This window comes from Pseudomonas sp. N-1-13, from assembly GCF_057787095.1.
Genome location: NZ_JBYNRI010000001.1, coordinates 2,660,746 through 2,679,637 on the forward strand (window position 1 = coordinate 2,660,746; position 18,892 = coordinate 2,679,637).

The 18,892-nt window shown below is 51.7% G+C and carries 16 protein-coding genes and 1 pseudogene; 16 read left to right on the forward strand and 1 reads right to left on the reverse strand.

Annotated features, from left to right (window positions below; genetic code table 11):
• Positions 1–349: 349 nt before the first annotated feature.
• The 5 genes from AC3I65_RS12050 to AC3I65_RS12070 all read left to right on the forward strand — a co-directional run bounded on the left by AC3I65_RS12050 (position 350) and on the right by AC3I65_RS12070 (position 9,086).
• Positions 350–2,593, forward strand: coding sequence for a TonB-dependent receptor (locus AC3I65_RS12050; RefSeq protein ID WP_488523764.1), 2,244 nt, complete (start codon positions 350–352; stop codon positions 2,591–2,593).
• Positions 2,594–3,827: 1,234 nt separating this feature from the next.
• Positions 3,828–4,511, forward strand: coding sequence for a hypothetical protein (locus AC3I65_RS12055; protein WP_167656320.1), 684 nt, complete (start codon positions 3,828–3,830; stop codon positions 4,509–4,511).
• A 77-nt stretch (positions 4,512–4,588) separates the two neighbouring features.
• A complete protein-coding gene (locus AC3I65_RS12060; protein WP_488523765.1) occupies positions 4,589–6,583 on the forward strand; it encodes a hypothetical protein in 1,995 nt (664 codons plus the stop codon).
• Positions 6,584–6,598: 15 nt separating this feature from the next.
• On the forward strand, positions 6,599–7,585 hold the full coding sequence (locus AC3I65_RS12065; RefSeq protein ID WP_167656322.1) for a P-loop NTPase family protein: 987 nt from the start codon (positions 6,599–6,601) through the stop codon (positions 7,583–7,585).
• Positions 7,578–9,086 carry a hypothetical protein gene (locus AC3I65_RS12070; protein ID WP_488523766.1) on the forward strand — a complete coding sequence of 503 codons (1,509 nt, stop codon included), beginning with the start codon at positions 7,578–7,580 and terminating at the stop codon, positions 9,084–9,086. The genes AC3I65_RS12065 and AC3I65_RS12070 overlap by 8 nt, the downstream gene beginning before the upstream one ends.
• Before the next feature lie 150 nt (positions 9,087–9,236).
• Here AC3I65_RS12070 and AC3I65_RS12075 read toward each other — a convergent pair whose 3' ends face one another.
• Entirely contained in the window at positions 9,237–9,611 is a 375-nt protein-coding gene (locus tag AC3I65_RS12075) for an XRE family transcriptional regulator (RefSeq protein ID WP_488523767.1), read from the reverse strand.
• A gap of 314 nt (positions 9,612–9,925) precedes the next feature.
• Between AC3I65_RS12075 and AC3I65_RS12080 the strand changes: the two genes are divergently transcribed.
• The 11 genes and pseudogenes from AC3I65_RS12080 to AC3I65_RS12130 all read left to right on the forward strand — a co-directional run bounded on the left by AC3I65_RS12080 (position 9,926) and on the right by AC3I65_RS12130 (position 18,892).
• On the forward strand, positions 9,926–10,660 hold the full coding sequence (locus AC3I65_RS12080; RefSeq protein ID WP_488523768.1) for a metallophosphoesterase family protein: 735 nt from the start codon (positions 9,926–9,928) through the stop codon (positions 10,658–10,660).
• Positions 10,660–10,983, forward strand: coding sequence for a hypothetical protein (locus AC3I65_RS12085; RefSeq protein WP_488523769.1), 324 nt, complete (start codon positions 10,660–10,662; stop codon positions 10,981–10,983). Before AC3I65_RS12080 ends, AC3I65_RS12085 begins: the two co-directional genes overlap by 1 nt.
• A 175-nt stretch (positions 10,984–11,158) precedes the next feature.
• Entirely contained in the window at positions 11,159–11,656 is a 498-nt protein-coding gene (locus tag AC3I65_RS12090; protein ID WP_488523770.1) for a hypothetical protein, read from the forward strand.
• A gap of 52 nt (positions 11,657–11,708) precedes the next feature.
• A complete protein-coding gene (locus AC3I65_RS12095) occupies positions 11,709–12,344 on the forward strand; it encodes an HAD family hydrolase (protein WP_488523771.1) in 636 nt (211 codons plus the stop codon).
• 157 nt (positions 12,345–12,501) lie between these two features.
• Complete coding sequence (locus AC3I65_RS12100; RefSeq protein ID WP_122881080.1) at positions 12,502–12,990, forward strand: hypothetical protein; 489 nt, start codon at positions 12,502–12,504, stop codon at positions 12,988–12,990.
• 526 nt (positions 12,991–13,516) lie between these two features.
• On the forward strand, positions 13,517–13,987 hold the full coding sequence (locus tag AC3I65_RS12105; protein WP_122881079.1) for a hypothetical protein: 471 nt from the start codon (positions 13,517–13,519) through the stop codon (positions 13,985–13,987).
• A 109-nt stretch (positions 13,988–14,096) separates the two neighbouring features.
• Complete coding sequence (locus tag AC3I65_RS12110) at positions 14,097–15,245, forward strand: hypothetical protein (RefSeq protein ID WP_163858638.1); 1,149 nt, start codon at positions 14,097–14,099, stop codon at positions 15,243–15,245.
• A gap of 137 nt (positions 15,246–15,382) precedes the next feature.
• Entirely contained in the window at positions 15,383–16,627 is a 1,245-nt protein-coding gene (locus AC3I65_RS12115) for a hypothetical protein (protein WP_488523772.1), read from the forward strand.
• 59 nt (positions 16,628–16,686) lie between these two features.
• Positions 16,687–17,087: pseudogene (locus AC3I65_RS12120) on the forward strand (IS66 family transposase); the annotation flags it as partial.
• Between the two features lie 60 nt (positions 17,088–17,147).
• Positions 17,148–17,507, forward strand: a complete 360-nt coding sequence (locus AC3I65_RS12125; RefSeq protein WP_488523773.1) for a nuclear transport factor 2 family protein — start codon at positions 17,148–17,150, stop codon at positions 17,505–17,507.
• 593 nt (positions 17,508–18,100) lie between these two features.
• Complete coding sequence (locus tag AC3I65_RS12130; RefSeq protein ID WP_488523774.1) at positions 18,101–18,892, forward strand: hypothetical protein; 792 nt, start codon at positions 18,101–18,103, stop codon at positions 18,890–18,892.

Genomic DNA, 18,892 nt, shown 5'->3' on the forward strand with positions numbered 1-18,892 from the left:
AATGAGTGTGATAACGGTCGTTTTTGGCCCTGGTGAATCTCGGCCATCCAGTCACAATGCGCGGATCCTACAAGCTCGAACGCGCGATGCAAACAGTTCTTGGCTGTTACCGCCCCCTGGGACTGGATTGTCCCGAGCGTTTACGATTTTTTCCATAGTCTGAATGATGTAGCCTCGCAGCGGCTATATGTCAGTTCGCTATCAGAGGTTTGCTGTGTCCAGGATGATCGAGCCCCGAGTGCGCTATGGATGCCTGCTTCATGTTGTATGTTGGTTCTATCTGATTGGGGCCCAGGCCGATGATCAGGATCCTGGTGCTGAACAGGCGGAGGCTGGCCGGCCTTCGGTCTTGGTACTCGACGAGGTGAAGGTCACTGCCCGCCACCGCGAGGAGCGCGTGCAGGCCGTGCCGATTGCCATGAACGTGCTCAATGGCGAGCAATTGAACGATGCCGGCATCTACCGTACCGAGGACCTGCAGCAGCGCGTGCCGAGTCTGTTGGTGGCCGTGCCCAGTACGCGTTACGCCAGCTACGGTATTCGCGGACTCGGTTCGAGCTCCTACAACGATGGCCTGGACGGCAGTGTCGGGGTGTTTCTCGATGGGGTTTACCTCGGGCGTCAAGGCATGTCGCTGGTCGACCTGGTCGATATCGAGCGGGTCGAGGTGTTGCGGGGGCCACAGGGCACCCTATATGGCAAAAACACCACGGCAGGTGCGATCAACATCAGCAGCCGCGCGCCCATCTTCGAGCCGCAAGGCAATGGCGAGGTGTCGGTCGGCAGTGATGGCCTGCGTCAGTACCGCGGTACGGTTTCAGGCACGCTGATCGATGGGGTGTTGGCAGGGCGCCTGACCGGCTACGACGTAGAGCGCGATGGGTTCATAGAGAACACTTACGACGGCAGCCACCTGGGTGACCAGAACCGCCAGGGCCTGCGGGGACAGTTGCTGTGGACGCCGAGCGAAACATTCAGCGCGCGACTGATCGGTGAGTATGGTTGGCAGGACGAGCAGGGCAATGTCTTTGCGGCCAGCAACTACAGCCAGACGAGCATTGATCGAGCCGCCTTCGTTGACTACCGACAACTGCCGATAGATCCTTATGCGCGTCGCGTGCAGCAAGACGAACCGAACACGGTGAAGACGCTGCAGACCGGCACTACGCTGGAGTTGAACTGGCTGCTCGACAGCGGCGCCACGCTGACCAGCATCAGCGGTTACCGCGACTGGACCTATGATGCGGACCAGGACGGCGATGGCATGCCGCTGTCGGTGGCCGAAAACGCCGCCGTGAAACTCGATCACCATCAATTCAGCCAGGAGTTGCGCCTGGCCGATTCGCCCAACGAACACTTCGACTACGTGGTGGGCCTTTATTATTTGCGGCAGAAGTTGAACCGCGAGGTGGGCGTGCGTTTCGGCGAGGACGCGGCCGCTTATTTTCTGGGGGATCGCCCGGAAATCGACTGGCTGGGCATTACGCCCGGAATGATTGCCCCGTCATTGCTCGATGGCGCGCAGCAGGACTTCGACGGTCAGCAGCGCACCGACAGCCGCGCCGTGTTCGGTCAACTCACCTGGCATGCCACGGACCGCCTGGCGATCACGCCAGGGCTGCGTTACACCCGCGAGCGCAAGCAGGGCTGGTTGTCGCGCAGCGTTTCGGGGTTGGCGCCACTGGGCCCTGACCTGATCTCGCAGTTGGCGGGCCCGTTGCTGCGCAGCGTCGCACTCGGCGGCGAGTACTACCGACGTGATGCGATCGAGGAGAGCAATCTTTCCGGACAATTGACGTTCAGCTACCAGTTTGCCGATGACCTGCTCGGCTATGCCAGTTGGTCACGCGGTTATAAGGCCGGTGGAATCAATCTCGACGTAATCGGCCCCAATGTCTCATCGACATTCGATGCGGAGCGGGTCACTTCGGTCGAGGTGGGCCTCAAGCGCAGCTTCTGGAACGAACGAGGCGTGCTCGATCTGGCTGTGTACCAGGCCGATGTCGACGACTACCAGGCATTGACCAACCGTGCGCCGGCGGACCAGTTCTCGCCGCCGATCCGCGACAACCTGATCAATGTCGGCAAAGTGCGCCTGCGCGGGATCGAACTGGACGCGCAGCTACGTGCCAGCGAACGGGTTGACCTGAGGCTGGGGATCGCCTGGAGTGACGCACGCTACCGGGATTTCCCCAACGCGCCGTGCTCGCCAACCAGCGCGCAGTGGTCGTGCGATTTGGGAGGTCAACGCGTGTTCAACGCTCCAGAGTGGAACGCCAACGCTGGAATCGACTATCGCTACCCACTGGAGCATGGCCTGGAGCTGTTCAGCGCCCTGGACTACAAATTCCGCAGCGGTTACTACGGCACGCTCGAAGGTGGCCAGGGCAGCTACCAGCCATCCTATGGACTGACCAACCTGCGTCTTGGACTGCGCCGCAGCAACAGGCGTTGGGAAGCCGAACTGTGGGCGCGCAATCTGTTCGACGAGAACTACATCACCGCCGTTTACCCTCGGCTTGGTGCAGGTGATTACGGAGTGCTTACCGGCGACCCGCGCAGCATGGGCATGACGTTGCGCACGCGCTGGTAGTTTAGTGGTTGCCGTGATGACGCTCGCCAAGGGATTGGTGCGCGGTGAATTGGTTTTCAGTGATGCTTGTGGGTGATGGTAGTACTCGGAACTAAAGCTTTGTAAATCTCTACTAAAAGTAAAAGTCTATAGAATCAATAAGATATGAAGATGCTCTGCATTGCACTCGAGATTTTTTCGCACGGTTGCTGACCATTTTTTTGCCAATAAAGAATAGAAATGGAGCACAAATACTGCAAAGGATAGAAATGGAGAAGGTTGTCTAGTAAAGATTAGAAATGGAGAAAGAGTCAGCATGGCCCCTAGAGCATGAAGCACCTCGCACCTTCGTCGGCCTTCGCTTTGCCTGCCCCCGCTGACAAACGCTTCGAACCATTAACATCCGGCTTGCGTCGTTTGCGGCAGTGTTCGTAATAGCAAGGTCTTTTGACTCTAAAATATGAGCAAAACAGATCAACCGTCACTTCTGAGCGGAGCTGATCGACTAACGCGAGCGCTTGCGCTCCTCGACTACCAAGATCGCGGTAGCCTTTCCCATTCCAAGCGATTGATGCGGGCTTTTAGTTCCAGGATTTTTTTCTCCTAAGGCATCAGTACTTTGCTGGTCGGCGGTGACACCGCCACGTTCTTGCTGCAGTTGGCTCACACAGCGGCAAGGGGATGAATCAACCAGCCGACATGCGTCATAAATATACATTGACCTTCCAGCAAGCTGGCGTCTACTCACTTGAGCCCAAGGGTATGGGTACGGCGTTGTTTTGTCATCAGACACCTCTCTATCGCAAGCATTCTCGCGCGAATGGGTGGCCAGCTTCGTTAGGCCACTACAACATAAAGCCCGGGCTAGGGCAGTCCAATACCAACGGGTTTGCAGGCACTAGCAGGAAGGGTGCCAGCCTTTTACTGGCTTGATGAGCCACCAAAGAGGCCACCGCTCCCTGACTGATATCTCAATGATTTAAAATAGGTTTCAAGGGGGTAGTGCGGATGTATTGCGCTCAATATATGTCTAAGACAATTTCAAGCTCTAGCTAAACACTGGGTATTATAAATATTGATCAGAGATTTTGCCGTCCTTCAATATAATGCTTAATAGTGCCAGCTATATCCGGTAAGAGATCTGATGACTTTTATTAGATGAAAAAGTTATTTGGCATATTCAGCCAAGCCAGTCTAAGGTCGCCAATGGGTATGAGCGGAGTTCCTGGGATTATCATGGCAGATAGAGGTAGTGATGGCGACACTCAAGTCGAAGCTTCGAGGGAAGTTGATGTCCTCCCATGGAGCCCGAAAAAATACCAGAAATGCTCTTTGGGTCGTGTATAGCCCGAAATCCCAGAAAGACCTTGCTCTAGCCAGCAATAATGAATGCGTTTACTGGGTGACGCACTTGGAAACCGATCCAACAATCCGTAGCTTTCAGTTTGGCTATGAGGCGGAGTTGAAGCTAGAGGGCGAGGATAAGTTTCGTAATAGTGAGGTCATTCGAGTAGAGAGAATGAATGGTGACGTGCAAATTCATACTTTGTCCGCAGGTGATGGCGGGGTCAAAGAAAGCACTATTGCGCTGCGCGAACGTTTTGCGGGCAGGGCGGTAGTAGAGGAGCGCCAAGTAACTTTTGTTAGGGTGTATTATGACCATCTCAGGCAACAGGCAAAAAAGGCTACTAGAACATTAACGCTGATCGGTTACGCGTCTCAAATCAGAGGGCGAAAACATAACGCGACCAAAGGCTCCGTAGAATTGGCACTTCTAGCTCTGAAGGCAGGGAAAGTTGAGCAAATCCTATTAGCGACATCCAGACATGATCCGATGGTGGTGTTGGGGATATTCGCAGAAAAAGTCTTAGCGGGAGGAGTGGGCATTGACCTGATGGAGCTCCCATTTGGTAACCACAGTTACTGGAAGCTTACATGAGCGCCAAAAGGAGTCGCTCCGAGATTGTATCGGCAATTAGGTCAACGCGCCCTTGGCCATCTGTCGTGACTGATGGCATGGATCCGGATACTGAAGAACGATTCATAAATCGCGTGAAGGCTGTTGACCTATATGCTGAAGGAGACAGCCTTTACGCAATCGAAGATGCAACAGAAATAAAAGCTCCTGAGCTGCACAGACTGATCAAAAGATGTCTGTCAATAGCGAGTAACGGTCTGGTTCGAGGGTATCAGGCCTTAATACCTAACGTTAGGGTGGAAGTGTATACGCGTACTAGTCCTATAAAGCCAAAATTCCCAGAGGGCAAAGGCGGATATGCCGGCGCGTTTGCTAACTTGCTGACTAAATACCCTGACCTAAAACTGGTGCTGGTCAGAAAAGTGCTCAAGCTTAAGCATGAAAGAACCGTATATGAGTTTCGCATCAAGCCTAAAAATGTACATAAGGAGATGATGGATTACCTTAAAGGGAAGAATCATCCTAAGGACGAGTGGCCCTATGGCACAAAGCTCTTGGGTTCAAGAAGCATAGGGAAGTTTGTCCAGCAAGTACTTGATCAAGATTTTGATCGCAATGTGACGGTGAACGGTGAAGTGGCTGCCAAGGCTCATCTTATGGTAGGCAGCGGTAATAACGCTTTGCTTACATTTGAATACATGATGGAGGCAGCGGAAATTGATAGCTACCATGTTGATGCGCAATTCTCCATTGGGTTCGATAATGGAGACGGTCTAATAAGCTATGTTCCGATACAACGGATCAATATCATGGCTTTGGTAGATCGGGCTTCAACGGCTGTTTGGTGGTTTATCGTCATCTTCAGTAGTGAGGTGAGTGCGGTCGACGTTGTCAGATTGCTGACCGAGAGTCTGAGGGTAAATCTTCCTAGACCTAGAAAAGAAGTTCTTGGAATGAATTTGAGTGGAGATGTAGGTTTTCCGGGAGAAATATTCCCTGAGCTTGCTCATACAATTCCAACAGTGCTGATGCCCGATAATGCGCTAGCAAATCTCTCTAGTGCGGTATCTGATGTCCTCCGCAAAAAGTTAGGATATTCACTATGCTACGGGCCCCCTGGTCATTTCGAGATGCGTCCAAATGTGGAGAGGTCTTTTAAAGAGCTGGCTAGTCAAATATTCCAGCGCCTACCAAGCACAACAGGTTCCAGCCCTGGGTCAGGGCGAGCCGAAGGTAGTTCTGAGGTATCAGCTCACCTCAAGATCGATGCTAGCTTGATTGAGGAACTCGCCTTTTACCATTTTGCTTTGAGCAATGCCACGCCCTCAGAGGGTATAGGTTTCCTCTCGCCGAATGAGTACATTCGACAAAAGTTGAATAAGGACAGCAGGCACTACATTCCTAGAACTGTGCTCCAAGAGAATGTTTCGAAAATGACTAATTATTCTGTTACCGAATCGGTCATTGTGAGGTGTTATCCAAAGCGAGGAGTCAGGCCTTATATTCAACTTGATCGTGTGCATTATTCGTCAGGCGTGCTGAAAGAGTCAGCATGGCTTGCGGATAAGAAAATCATTGTGGAGGTCGATGAGGATGATATGAGAATCCTCAAGGCATATTGGCCTGATGGTTCATTTATGGAGAATCTTACAGCCTGTGGGAAATGGTCGCTGACAAGGCATAGCCGAAAAACTCGAAAGTCCATTAATAGTCTTCTGGCCCAGAAGCTGTTAATTGTCTCTGAGTTTGATGATCCAATTATCTTGTATATGAAGTACTTGTCAAACGTCGCCCAAGGCATAAAAGATGGCGCAGCAGATGTTGCCATGAGTGTCGCCAAGGCAGCCACAGAGCATAAGAGAGTCGAGATGGAAGTCTTAGCGGGCATGGACTTAGGAGGTGAAGAGCTTAACTCGTACAAGCCAGGTAACGACTCAAATGACGAAGTTACAAGCCCCCTAACAAGGAATGTCGAAGTATCTGAGACGTCACCGAGCCCGGATAAAAATAATGATGAACCCAAGCCGCAAAAAACTGCGACCATTATTCCATATCCAATGCCAGACTTGAATAAAATGATCAAGGATTTTTGACTGGAGGAGTTAGGGATGCGTGGTTTTGATCCGTTAGACAGTGTTCGAAGGGATGAACTGCAGTCGCAACACCCACTTATGCTGAAAAACTACTTCACTCTTACTCCTACTATCGTAGAGATTTATCAGAAAGTTAGGGAGCTAATATTTCTTAGCGAACCCAGTGTCTATTTTTGGTCAACACCTCGAATGGGTAAGACTGAATGTGCCAAAGCTGTGCGGTATCTGATTTGCAAGGAGTTTCCGGACAAAATGGTAATTATGGCGTCTTGCGATCCCTCCAAAGAGATAGGCATCATTCCGACGATATTTAAAAGTATGGGCTTGGAAAAAGACACTTATCGTCTGTCAAAGTCAGAGGCGCGGGATCGCGTGGTTGATCACATAATTTGTGAGTTGTCGGGAAAAAGTGGAAAGCATTGTTTGCTAATGATTGACGAAATGCAAGCTATGGTAACCAAAGATTATCAAGCCCTTCAGGCTATTCAAAATGAGCTGAAACTCAATAATATCTCCCTCACCACCATCGGGTTTGCACAGCATGAGATTAACAGCGTACGAACCACACTGAGTCGGGGAGGGCAGATCGCGCTGGTCGCCAGATTTCTTAGCCGGAGGGAGAGATTCAAAGGTTGTGCGGAGGTTAGCTGGTTGGCTGCGACCCTTGAAAAATTTGATGAAGAGTTAATGTTTCCGGAGTTAAGCGCCTGCACTTTTACTAATTTTTTTGTGCCCAATGCTTTTGGTGCTGGCTTCAGGCTCGCGAACTCCGCTGAATTGATCTTCAAAGAGGCAAAAAAAGCAGTTTCTTCCTCGAAAGCAAAAATCATCCCTACTGCTCATTTGTTTACCGCCATTGGCTATATACTTGCTACCGCGAGGCCCGGAGATAAACCCGAATTTATTCTCACACAATCCATGGTGGTCAGTGCTATCCGAGTTTCGGGGATGGGTGAGTTCGCACAGCTCATAGATGTCACGGAAGAGGTCTCTAATGGATAAGGTCTTGTCTTACCCGAAGATTGAAACTCCATATCAATCTTGCTGGTTAATCATTGCAAAAACCTTGATTATTAATCGCATTAGCCTGAGTGCCTTATTGAAAGGTATTGATGTTAATGGCGGTAGTGCAATTGCATCAAGCTTAGGACGGCATCACGAAAAACTTTTGTTGGATCTGAATAAGCGCTTACAGCTTTCAGCGCTTACCTTGAAGCAAAGCTGCATAAGCTCAAATTTTCACTCGCCAAGCCAAGCCCGCGCCCAAATCATTCGGCATTGCCAGGATTGCATCACTCAAAATTTTCATTCATCGCTTTTTCAAAATCCATTGCTAGAGAAATGCCCAGTGCATCATAAGGTATTGACGTACTGCAGGGGCTGCACAGTCGCCTTGATAAAGGGCGGAAGCCTTTATACTAAGCCGCTTAACAAAAGCAAATCTTGCGAGCACTTGAGGTCTCTGGCCCTTGAGCGTATACCGATCGTCAAATTGCCACTAGACGAAATCAGAGCATTTAAAATAATTGGCGATGAATATCAGGTTTGGTTAGAAGATATTGAACGCTTGGATTTGGGTGACGTTTGTAAAGTGATTTCGAAGATTTCCGGTGTGCGAGACCTTGAGAGTAGTGAGTTTTATTTTGAATATGTAAGGGGGCGCGTGGGCCTTCCATTTGATCTATATTGGCAAGATAATAATTTTTCTCACGACGTTTGCGTTGTCAACTACGCCCCTGCGGCAATTGGCATCGATAATTCAAATGCTCAAGGTGCTAGTACTTGCAAATTCAGCATAGGTAAATTGCCTAGTAATCAGCGACCTAGATTCAATGTAAGGGACGTTGTAAGCTGTCTGAAGTGCATGCGGCGTCATTTCTTTAAAGAGTACATAAGGCAGCACCGAAAATGCTTCAATACTATGAAGTCACTAAGCCACAGTCAGCTTAATGTTCTCAGCCTTTCGGCTAGCTGCACCTGCGTGTCCGCTTACTGCTCATGGCTGGTGTCATCAGGGGGAGTTTCAACTTTTCCTGAGTACCAGGCGCTTAGATCTAGCTTACCTATGATTGAGGCTTTTAGCGATCTTCTTTCCCAAGACGCTGCTAGCCTGAGAGAAGCCCTAGTAACTCAGTTGGTTTCTTTTTTTGATATTTGGGGGGCATTGGAAAGGGCGAGTGCAAAACAGAACAAATGTTCTGGTCTAATCGTGAAGAGGGCTACGATTCCGACCCAATTCTTTGTGTGCATGAACGCTTCGTACACGCTGACCCATCGTGACGAGGCAAGTGGTCATACACAGAAAGAGAAGAGTTATATTATATCGCCGCTACAACTTAAAACCCAATCGCAAGCGCGATGCTCAAGTAATAAGATGAATGCATATTCAAGGCTTTTTCAATTGCCTGCTCACAATGTATTTGTTCGAAATGCACATGGTGTCATGAGGTTCGTTGACGGCCAATGTAACTTGCACAACACGGCTGTCATCAGCATCTGGTGACACATTCGGGAGTGAGGTCACTTGATGTTAGTCTTGAACACTAGTGCGTCTGACGAGGCTACTGGCACGAGCTAGACCAAAGGGCCATGCTTTGCTCTATTGTTGGCCCTATGGTAAGTAAGTTTGTTGCGATATTTTGCTCCCCTCGGCTCAGCTCCGTTCATTCCAATATTTGCTAACTGTCGACTTCGCAAGCCCCAGAAGTTCCGCAGTCTCCTTCTGCGTCTTACCTTCAACTTTGCATTGAAGCACCGCTGTCCGATTGGCAGCGCCTGATCGAATGCGACCGTGCACTGACTGAAGCTTGCCGCCGGTGAACTCGCCGTCGAGCTTGTTTAGTACACCCAGCTTCTGAAGCTTGGTGATCTCGCCGGCCAAGTGTTTCAAAAATTCCGACGGGGTCTGGCTACGGTTATGAGCGCTGGCCACGGCCACGAGTGCTACGAGATCAACGTCCAATGCGATGGCGATGTCTTCGAGCGATGACAGGGTAGGGCTGCTTCTCGCGCGCTCGATATTGTTCATATGCCGAGCTTCGACCCGACCATGAAAGTCTTCCTGGGACAGGTTTCGGGCGGTACGTGTCAGCCTCAAGACTGCGGCTAGCGGTTCTCTCAACGACATTTGGAATACCCAAAGCCGAGGATAAAGCCATATTGCGCGGTTCGACTCCATGCAATATAGTGCTGCGAAATGAACTGACTGGCACGCTTGTGCAGTGCTCTGATCGAAGAAGTGAAGGTCGGGATGCTCCCGTTCCATTGCGCCGAGTCCCGGCACGCGTGCGCTCTGTAACCCAGTCGGCGTCAATTTATAGCTAAAGCCTCAAGGCCAGCGTTTTGCGAATCAGAATTTATTCAGACCTCCACGCCGAGTTCCACCGTTTCGACCCGCCGCCCCTCGACTCTGGGGTTGAACTGGTAATCCTCGCTGGTGACATCAACAAAAAAGCCAGGGGCGTCCAATGGGCCAACGAGACGTTCGCCTGCCAGGTCGTGTACGTCACAGGGAACCACGAATATTACGACGGGCACCTTGATCGCACCTTGCAGAAGATGAAGGACGCCGCGGCCGGCCACGTGCATGTGCTGGAAAACGAATCGCTGATTCTGGGGGACGTCAGAATCCTCGGCAGCACAGCATGGACTGACTTCACGTCAACAGGGAACCAGGTCTCGGCCAGCAACGCTGCCAGGCAAGGCATGAACGACTTCAAGTACATCAGGGCAGACTCAAACTACAGACGATTGAGACCGGATGACTTGGTTACCCGGAACCACATCGCTAAGGACTGGCTCACCCAAGAGCTCGCTCGACCGTTTGGCGGCAAAACGGTAGTGGTGACCCATCACTCACCATTTCCCGTGGTGATTGGTGAGCAGCATGAAGGGCATCTTACTGCAGCGTACACTAACGACTGGCCGCATTTGATCGAGAAGGCCCATGTGTGGGTGTTCGGTCACACGCATGAGGCTACAGATGTTGAGCTGGCCGGCTGCCGGGTGATCTCAAACCCCCGTGGCTACCCTGAGGAGAGCACCGGTTTTGACCCTTACTTCGAGATCCAAATCTAATGGCCACTTCGGCGATGAAGCACTTTTTTGACCACGCCATCGAGCCGATAGAGCTCGATCAGGATCTTCCCTCGGAGGTCATCCAGGCACAGGGCATTTCCTGGGGTGTGGTGGTCGACGCTTACCTTGTCAACGCAGCAAGGGTAGGGCAGAGCTATGCGGCGTTCGTTTACAACGATCAGTCAAACGTAAGCTCGAATGGAATGACGGTTGCTACCCCTCCACTTCAGCTGGTTGAGACAAGGGCGGGGTTCAAGCTAATGCGCAGCCTAAGTGGCAAAGACTATTACGTTATCGCTAGTGAGCTCAGCGAGCCGCGGTGAGCATCCAATTGGGTTGACTCACCCGGCCCAAAGGCCGTTTTCGAGCTGTAGTACTTGGCAAGGCGCGGCGAGCGCCTTGGATTTAGACCTTTATGTATCCCGCAGACCAATCCGCTGGACGGCTTCGTGTGCGCTCGCATTCACGTACCACTTCAAAGCGCACTAAGGAAAATGCATGTCTGATCTGAAAAAAATTGAGCTCACTGTTAAGAACTACATTGTTAAAAACTCTGCTGACATTGATACGCTCTATAGCCAAGTTCGGTGCGAAGACAGTGAAGGAAAAACTTTATATTTCAAAGAAGTTTGCATGTTGGACTACTTGAAAAGGCACGGGGCGATTGTTACTGACAAGCCTCGTACGTGGTACTACAAGCATTTGAACAAGAAAACCATCGTTCTAGTGGCGTTCCAAAAGGCAGATGGAAAGGTCGAGTATGACCTCGATCACATGAAGCTTGTCGCCAGGTCTAGTGTACTGAAAGGCATTGTATTCACTCTTGCAGCGGTTCCGGCAGGGCTAATTATTGCAACCGCCACATACGGCCTGGGTCTTTTGTTTGTTCCGGTGGGTCTTTTTTACGGATATAGAAGCATGTTCACAATTCCTAAAATGCTTCGGCGTAAAACACTAGTAAGCGAACTGGCCGGCCATGGTATCGTGGTTCGCTAACGCTGAGTGCCAGCGATCGCCCAGGCTAGGTTATTCGATTGAGGAGGGCCAGATGGTAGATGGGGTGATTTTCGATGCCTTCGGTACGCTTCTTGAGATTCGAAATAGGCAGAATCCCTATCGGCGACTTCTCCGTCTGGGCTCAGCGCAGGGGCGCGTCGCATCACCCGATGACATTCGCTGGATCATGACTAACGCCTGTGGGTTGCAGGGGACTGCTGATTTTTGTGGAATCAAGCTGTCCTCCACTCAACTCACTGAGCTCCAGAGCTGCCTTGAGGTCGAACTTGAATCGATCACACTCTTTGAGGATGCGCTGCCGGCGCTCGCTCTTCTGCGAAACCACCAAATAAAAATTGGCGTGTGCTCGAACTTGGGTGGCCCGTATTGCTCGGTAGCCCGGAATTTGCTGCCGGGGCTCGATGGCTATGCGCTCAGTGCCGAGGTTGGGCTGATGAAGCCTGATGTGGCCATGTACCAACACATCTGCACCCAGCTCGAGGTTGCACCCAGCCAACTCCCAGGATCGAACGCGCCTCACGTTTTGATGATCGGAGACTCCCGGCGATGTGATGCTGATGGCCCCCGAGTAGCCGGCATCGAAGGTTACCATTTGGATCGTAGTGGGGCGGGTCGCTTTTGTGACCTGCTTGAGTTTGTCACAGGTATCAACACCAGCAGAGGTTGATGCCCACAGCCAGCCCTTCGCGTTCGGCCTTTGAAGAGTAATTGACACTCTCTAGGGTGCTTCAATTCAGGTGCCCGACCCTCACAGCGGTACTTAGGGGGTTGCCGGTATTCAGCAACGTGGCTATGTTGATTGGGTGGCAAATACGAGAATCCATATGGACGATCAATCTTCAACGAAGCATACAAACATGACGATCAGGATGAAGGTGCAGATTGCTGAAATTCTGCTCAGCATGTTCACGGCTGAGCTGCAGAGCATCGTGCGGGACTCTGACTTCAGAGACGATGCTGAGCATGGCATCGCAAACAGCCTGCCCGTAGATAGCGGAACCCTAATCCACGTTGGCTTTGGGTCGGGGAAAACGATTTTTGGTTCTGTCTGGATGAATGCTTTAACCAAAGCATTGGATGAGGCTGAGCAAGCGCGCAAGGCATTGGATTTCATTGCCTCGTACTGTCGATTTATCGAACTCACACCCTCTCTTGAACGGGAGGTCAAGTACTGGCTCGAAGTCTTGGCGTTCGCCCGGGCCACTGTGGCGAAGCTCCTTATCCTTTTTGCGTATTCGCGGTGCTCCTTCCTGACGCTTCCGCTGTTCGCTGACGGCCCTGAGCTCAACGGCTACAAGCACCGACTTCGCTAACTCTTCCTTCGAATTGTTCATTTTCCTTGTTCGATTGGGAGATTTGCTTGTGCCTGAAAAAAAGCGCTGTGCCTGCTTCAAATGCCCGCACACGGGCAAACAGGGGCGTCCGGTACCCGTGTCGCCTTCGAACCCCGCTTCTGAGAAGCCTCAGGAGCCCCAGATGCGCCAGAAGCCTGAGCGGAAGTGGGTCACCCGATTGCTGGACATCCTGAAAATCGTGATTGGCCTGGCCAACTTGATCCTCGGACTGTTCAAGCACTGATAGCGTGCCCCCACTGATTTGGTGGGGGCCCTCTACTCTGCAGCAGAGGGCTCCACACTGGCTCGCTGACCTGCAACCTTAGCGTAATCCACCAATGAGTTCGGTGTTTCGCCCCTCGGGCGGCTTCGCTGCTTTGCCCTCCAAAGGGTTAGAAGGCTGAAGCGGCGCGTGGCTTATTCCTGGGTGCTCAGCCAGTGGCTGCGCTCCCACGCTCGTAGAGTTATTCTTCACCCTCGTGCTCAGGCCGTTCGAGAGGGTGCTATGCGCAAAGGTGAGATACCGACCGAGCTCTCATTGCTCGCGTTTGACTTCTTCTACTGGTTTTCACGGTTTGAGTTCTGTCTCAAAGAGAACGGTTACCTAAAATACGAAATCCCTGGGCAGAAAGCTGAACCAGGTTGGGACAAATTTGTAGAGCGCCATGCCGAAACCTACGTACTGACAGCTGAAGCGGCAGAGCTGCTTGCTGCTCCACCTGATCGGCAGGTGGTTGGGGCCGGGTTGGTTTTGGAGTGGGCACCAGTTGGATTTCAAGACTGTAGATCTGACCTAGCAAAGGTTGTCCGAACGGTGAAAACAGTTCGAAACAATCTATTTCATGGTGGCAAGCATGGCACCGCGGGCTGGGATAGCCCTCACCGTACGCAGTCTCTCCTAACATCGAGTGCAGCTGTGCTGGAGGGTTTGGTGGAGCTCGGTGATTTCCGAGGCGACTACGAAAGGTTTTATTGACTTGTGATCATCAGCAGTGGCGAGTGAGCCAGCTCGACCCTTAGCGCAGTAAGCGAAATGTGGTTAAGCTCGAGCATGATGGATCAACCCTCGCGTGAATGGAGTCGCCATGCCCTTAACCGTTTTTTCCGCATCCCGCCGGATGGAATTGGACGTTGAGCAGCTATTGACACAGCTAGGCGCTGAGACTGGTTATGTCATGCCGTCGAAGAGTACGCCCATTCCGGAAAGCTGGAAGGTGCATTGTTCGACGGATCTCGAGTGCCCCTCGTGCTTCTGCACAGGTGCGGAAGTGGTAAGGGCGAGTAAGTCCAAGGTCGATGGTCACAATGTGCGGCAGGCCTATTTCCGGTTCCCTCAAAGTGATAGTTCAGCAGGACACCATCCATTCTGTGATTTTTCGGGGAATGTCTCAGCTGCGTTCATCCCGGAAAACCTTGTCCAGTTTTCGTCTGCGAAGGATGGCGTCTCCAGGGTTGTGCGGGAGCTCGTATGCAAAGGCATTCAGCTAGAGGTATTCACGCAGTGGGATATTCGGCGGATGCGCGAGTGGTTCTTCCAGACCAAGCTGCAGTCGCAGTTCACCATTACGCTAGATCCCAAACTGCCTGGATGGCTGGATGGACTGCATCGTCATGCCTCATGGCCTCAAGATTTGGATGCTGTGCCTATTGGGTTGACGACAGAGGTGCTGGGCATTCCCGGTTTTAATTTCGAGGCAGCAGCAACGCGAGAGGTCTCTCAGCGCCATCGCGCTACGCTAGACATCATCCGGGAGAAACGCTTGTACCCAGGTGCAATGGTTGAGCGCCTCGAAAAGCTGGCCACTGACTACCATGGAAAATCGGTCTACGACCCTACCGTTCTGCAAAACCATTTCCAGCTCACTAACCGGCTTGCAGCATTCATATGCTCAAACCATAGCCCGTTGAGCCGGTTATCGAAAGCTCACTACCCCTTGAATGGGCTGAAAAATGTCAAACCGCTGTTGGCGTTTTCGGCTTTGCTATTGTTCATTTCCGACTGGCAGCTCGACGCTGCGGTTAGCCGCTTTGCGCAAATTGCCTCTAGTAAGCTGCAGGCGGATGAAACGTTAGGCAATGTGATGGGGCTTAACCCTTTCCATGACTTCGCGGCATGGGCCATGTTGAAAAGCATCCAAGATTTGCCTTCAATCCAGATCCCCCCTCTGAGCGTCAAAGAGGAAATCGCTTTGAAGGTTGCTGAATTGAAGAGGCAGGCGGGGACGTCGAACTAAACCGTACCCGGATAAAATCCTCGAGGCTTTTGCTACCAAAATTTAAGCGACATGGCTGCTGTCAGGGAACCTGCTCCAGGTGGCGCCATGATATCATCGCGCTCCATCATCATGTACAAGCGAATGGAGACGGCCCGATGTGGTTTCACGGAATTAAGGATGTTCCACGTTACGAACTTTACAAATTGAAACAAGTCCGAACGAAGGCATCATGGGATAAACCCGTTATTCCAGGTGGGCCACCGCTAGCTATTGATCCATCGCTTTTTATTTATGCGTCAACCCGCGCGTCAATCCTCGGGCAAAAAATCGGACTAAGAGGGCAACTGGCTGGACGAGGGCTGGGCGCAGCTGCTTTATGCTATCTGACAACTAATCTCTACAGTCCGGGCGCAAAGGCAACTAATAATATTTTCCTTCATCACAATTTTAATTATACCAAAGACTTCATCGGCTCAAGTATAAAAGGAACAATCGGTGCAGCCTTGGCTTACTTGGAGATGCAAGATCAAGGATATGCATGGTGCGGTCATTGGGAGGACTGTACAACTCCTGCAGTTTCGACCACAAGCCCCTTAGCATCGACGTCGAAAACTACCGTCTCAGCCAAAGTGAAAGCCAAAGCCAAAGCCAAAGCCAAAGCCAAAGCCAAAGCACCCGCGCCTGACTTTGTGTTTGCTTCCTCGAGCAACGTATGTTTAGTCGATGCTAAGGGTTCTGCTCGAACGATGCAGGAAGTGCAACAGATCGCCAAGAATGAGTGGAAGCGTCAAATCTACTCAAACAGACTAGTAACGTTAGCTGGCGGTGGCACGGCTACCGAGGGGCGCATTATCGCGGCCTCGTTGGCAAATCCGAATGGTGTCGGCCTAGTAACCGCGCATGGACGATTTATAGGCTCTTCTCTTCCTCCGGGCACTGGGCATTCGAGCCGAGTGAGCACTACCAGCAAAGCGATAAAAACTGTTCAGAAAATCAATTTCACCAACGCTTTCTATCTCTTAGGTTTAAACGCTATGGCCAACCATTTCATTGGTGGCCCTCTGGGGCTAGCGAGAGCCGAAATGGATGCTGCTCGGCGAAGCGCGGTAGATATTGATGATCTTGGTTCCGTGTACACAGGCAAACGGCGAATTGTCGATTTGGGCGATCAAGGTGCTTGGACAATGCAGCCGTTCTGTAGGCTCGACGTGCTAGAGGAGGCCTTAGAAAACCTGGTTTCTGATAACGCTCCGGCAGTTGCTGAAACCCCGGCGATGCTGGCCCCGCCCCCTGACAATGCGAAAAGCTCCGGAGACGGAAAGGTAGTTTCAGCTGGCCAGGTGATATTCCAAAGTCGTGATGGGGTCGGAGCAATATTGGAACGTGTGGCGGGTACCTGATCCGCGACAAGGCGGACTTAATGATCGCAACGACGTTGCTGGGGACTCATCACCTTATTCAGGCACTGCACTCGATTGGCGGCCTGTATGAAGTTGAGCGCCAGGCGCGCGAGATGAGTGATGAGGATCGCCGCCGAATACGGCAAGAAAAAGCAGCGCCGTTGGCGAAAGCACTGCACGAGTGGATGCTGACTCATCGCGATCTTGTGCCCAACGGATCAGCAATAGCCAAAGCCTTGGATTACAGTCTTAAACGCCAGGTAGCGCTGACGCGCTACCTGGAAGACGGCGGCCAAAGCCCTGGATTACAGCCTTAAACGCTGGGTAGCGCGTCAGCGCTACCCATCGCATGAACGGGCATGATCCGTATGCCTACCTGAAGGACGTGCTAACTCGCCTGCCGACGTTACGGTCGAAGGACATCAGCCAGTTGCTGCCGCATCATTGGGTACAGATCTAGCTTATGCGATCTATTGTCCCCTGTGAAACACATGTAAATCACACTTGGTAGGTGAGGGAAATGGATATTCGTCTAGAAATTTTAGCGCTTGAACAGTTGTTGCTAGAGCCGGAAGCGAGAAAGAATGATCGGCTGCTTAAACAGCTGCTTGCCGAAGACTTCGTTGAATTTGGAGCTTTCGGCAAAAGCTGGACGAAAGCGGAGGTGATCGCTGGACTCAAATCCGAGATTTTTATCAAAAGAACAATCGAGGATTTCAAACTGCGTGTGCTTGCAGATAGTGTCGCGTTAGCAACGTACCTATGCCGTCATCAAAATGCTAATGGCGATGAGTCTTTATCACTGCGTAGCTCCGTTTGGAAAACCTACGAAGATGGTTGGCACATGGTGTTTCACCAAGGTACGAGGGTCTCCGACTAGATGTCGGTACCAACGCCAATGCGCATGAGGCGGTACCTCACACATATGAATAGATTCTTTTGCTGATACGGCTCAACCTAAGTAAAGGTGTATTGGCCGGACGCTTACCAAACTTTCGAATGAGCTGCCTGCGTCAACGTACTGAAGCGTCGACTTCATGTCCTTCCAACCTACGTGGTTCATCAGCCCTTTTGATCTCCCATCCATTGGCGGCGCCGGGGTCGCGAAGCCTCGCCTCATCGAGTGGCTGCTACAGCTCCGCTGGCAATCCCGCTTCTTAGGAATGCGGCGCAGTACGGATATCAAGCTATGCGGCTGCATGGCTTTGCGTGAAAGATTCTGTGCTTGGCCGTACGTCAGAGTTCATTGGGGGCAGAGCGTCGCTGGCCAAAAGCGAAGGACGGCGCTGAAGGCAGCTGGGTGGTCGATTTTGGAACTCACGACCTAGATAGAGCTCATCGTCGTAGCCCTAGAGGTTAGGCCAGGACACGCCTACTCGCTTCGTAGCGCTACGAACACCTCACATAGCTGTGATAATACCTCGCCGCGGAGTCGTGAGATTATCAACCCATTTTGCCCTGGAGTTTAGACTGATGAAAATGACTGCAGGCACGCTGTCTGAATACCTTGATGCAACAACAGAGGTTTCCCAAGGGCATGCGGCTGCTCCGCCTGAATTGATGCACCTCGTGCATGAAATGGACGCTGTGTTTCATCGTGAGTTTTTCAACCGCCCTTTGGAGTTGACGCCAGTCGCAGCCTTGCTTGCGATTAATGCATATACAGCTCTCCTCGGTGCCGTACGCGAGGCCCTGTCGGGTCATGTTGTACTGGTTTTCCCCGTAGCCCGTGCCGCTCTTGAGTCAGCTTGCTATGCATTTTTGGTCAGTCAAGATGAGACAAGGGCGGATATATGGCTCAATCGCCATCGGAGCACTGACGACCTTAAAGCCTGCAGGAAGGTCTTCGTTGTCGATAAGGCAATCAAGATTTTGCAGCCCTTTCAGCCTGTGATGGCGGAGTACGTCAGAGGCATGTACGACGCTTCAATTGATTATGGAGCTCATCCGAACCCGTTGTCGGTGCTGAGCCATATGGAGGCGACCGGGCCCGAGGGAAACGATGAGTTCGGATTTTCGCTCACCGGCGTACAAGGCTGTAACAGCTGGCACGTAAATCGTGAGCTTTTGGTTTGCGTGGAAACAGGTCAAGCCGTTGCTTTCTTGATCGCCGCCTCTGTTGCTGACCACCCTTTTCTGAATGAGCGGGCGCAAGATTTCGAGGATTGGATGGCAAGTAAAAATCAGATGGCCGAATCGTTCAATGGAGCACCCATCAAGTATGTCGGGCCAATGTACGCATCCGTTCGGCCCCCGGCCTCCTAG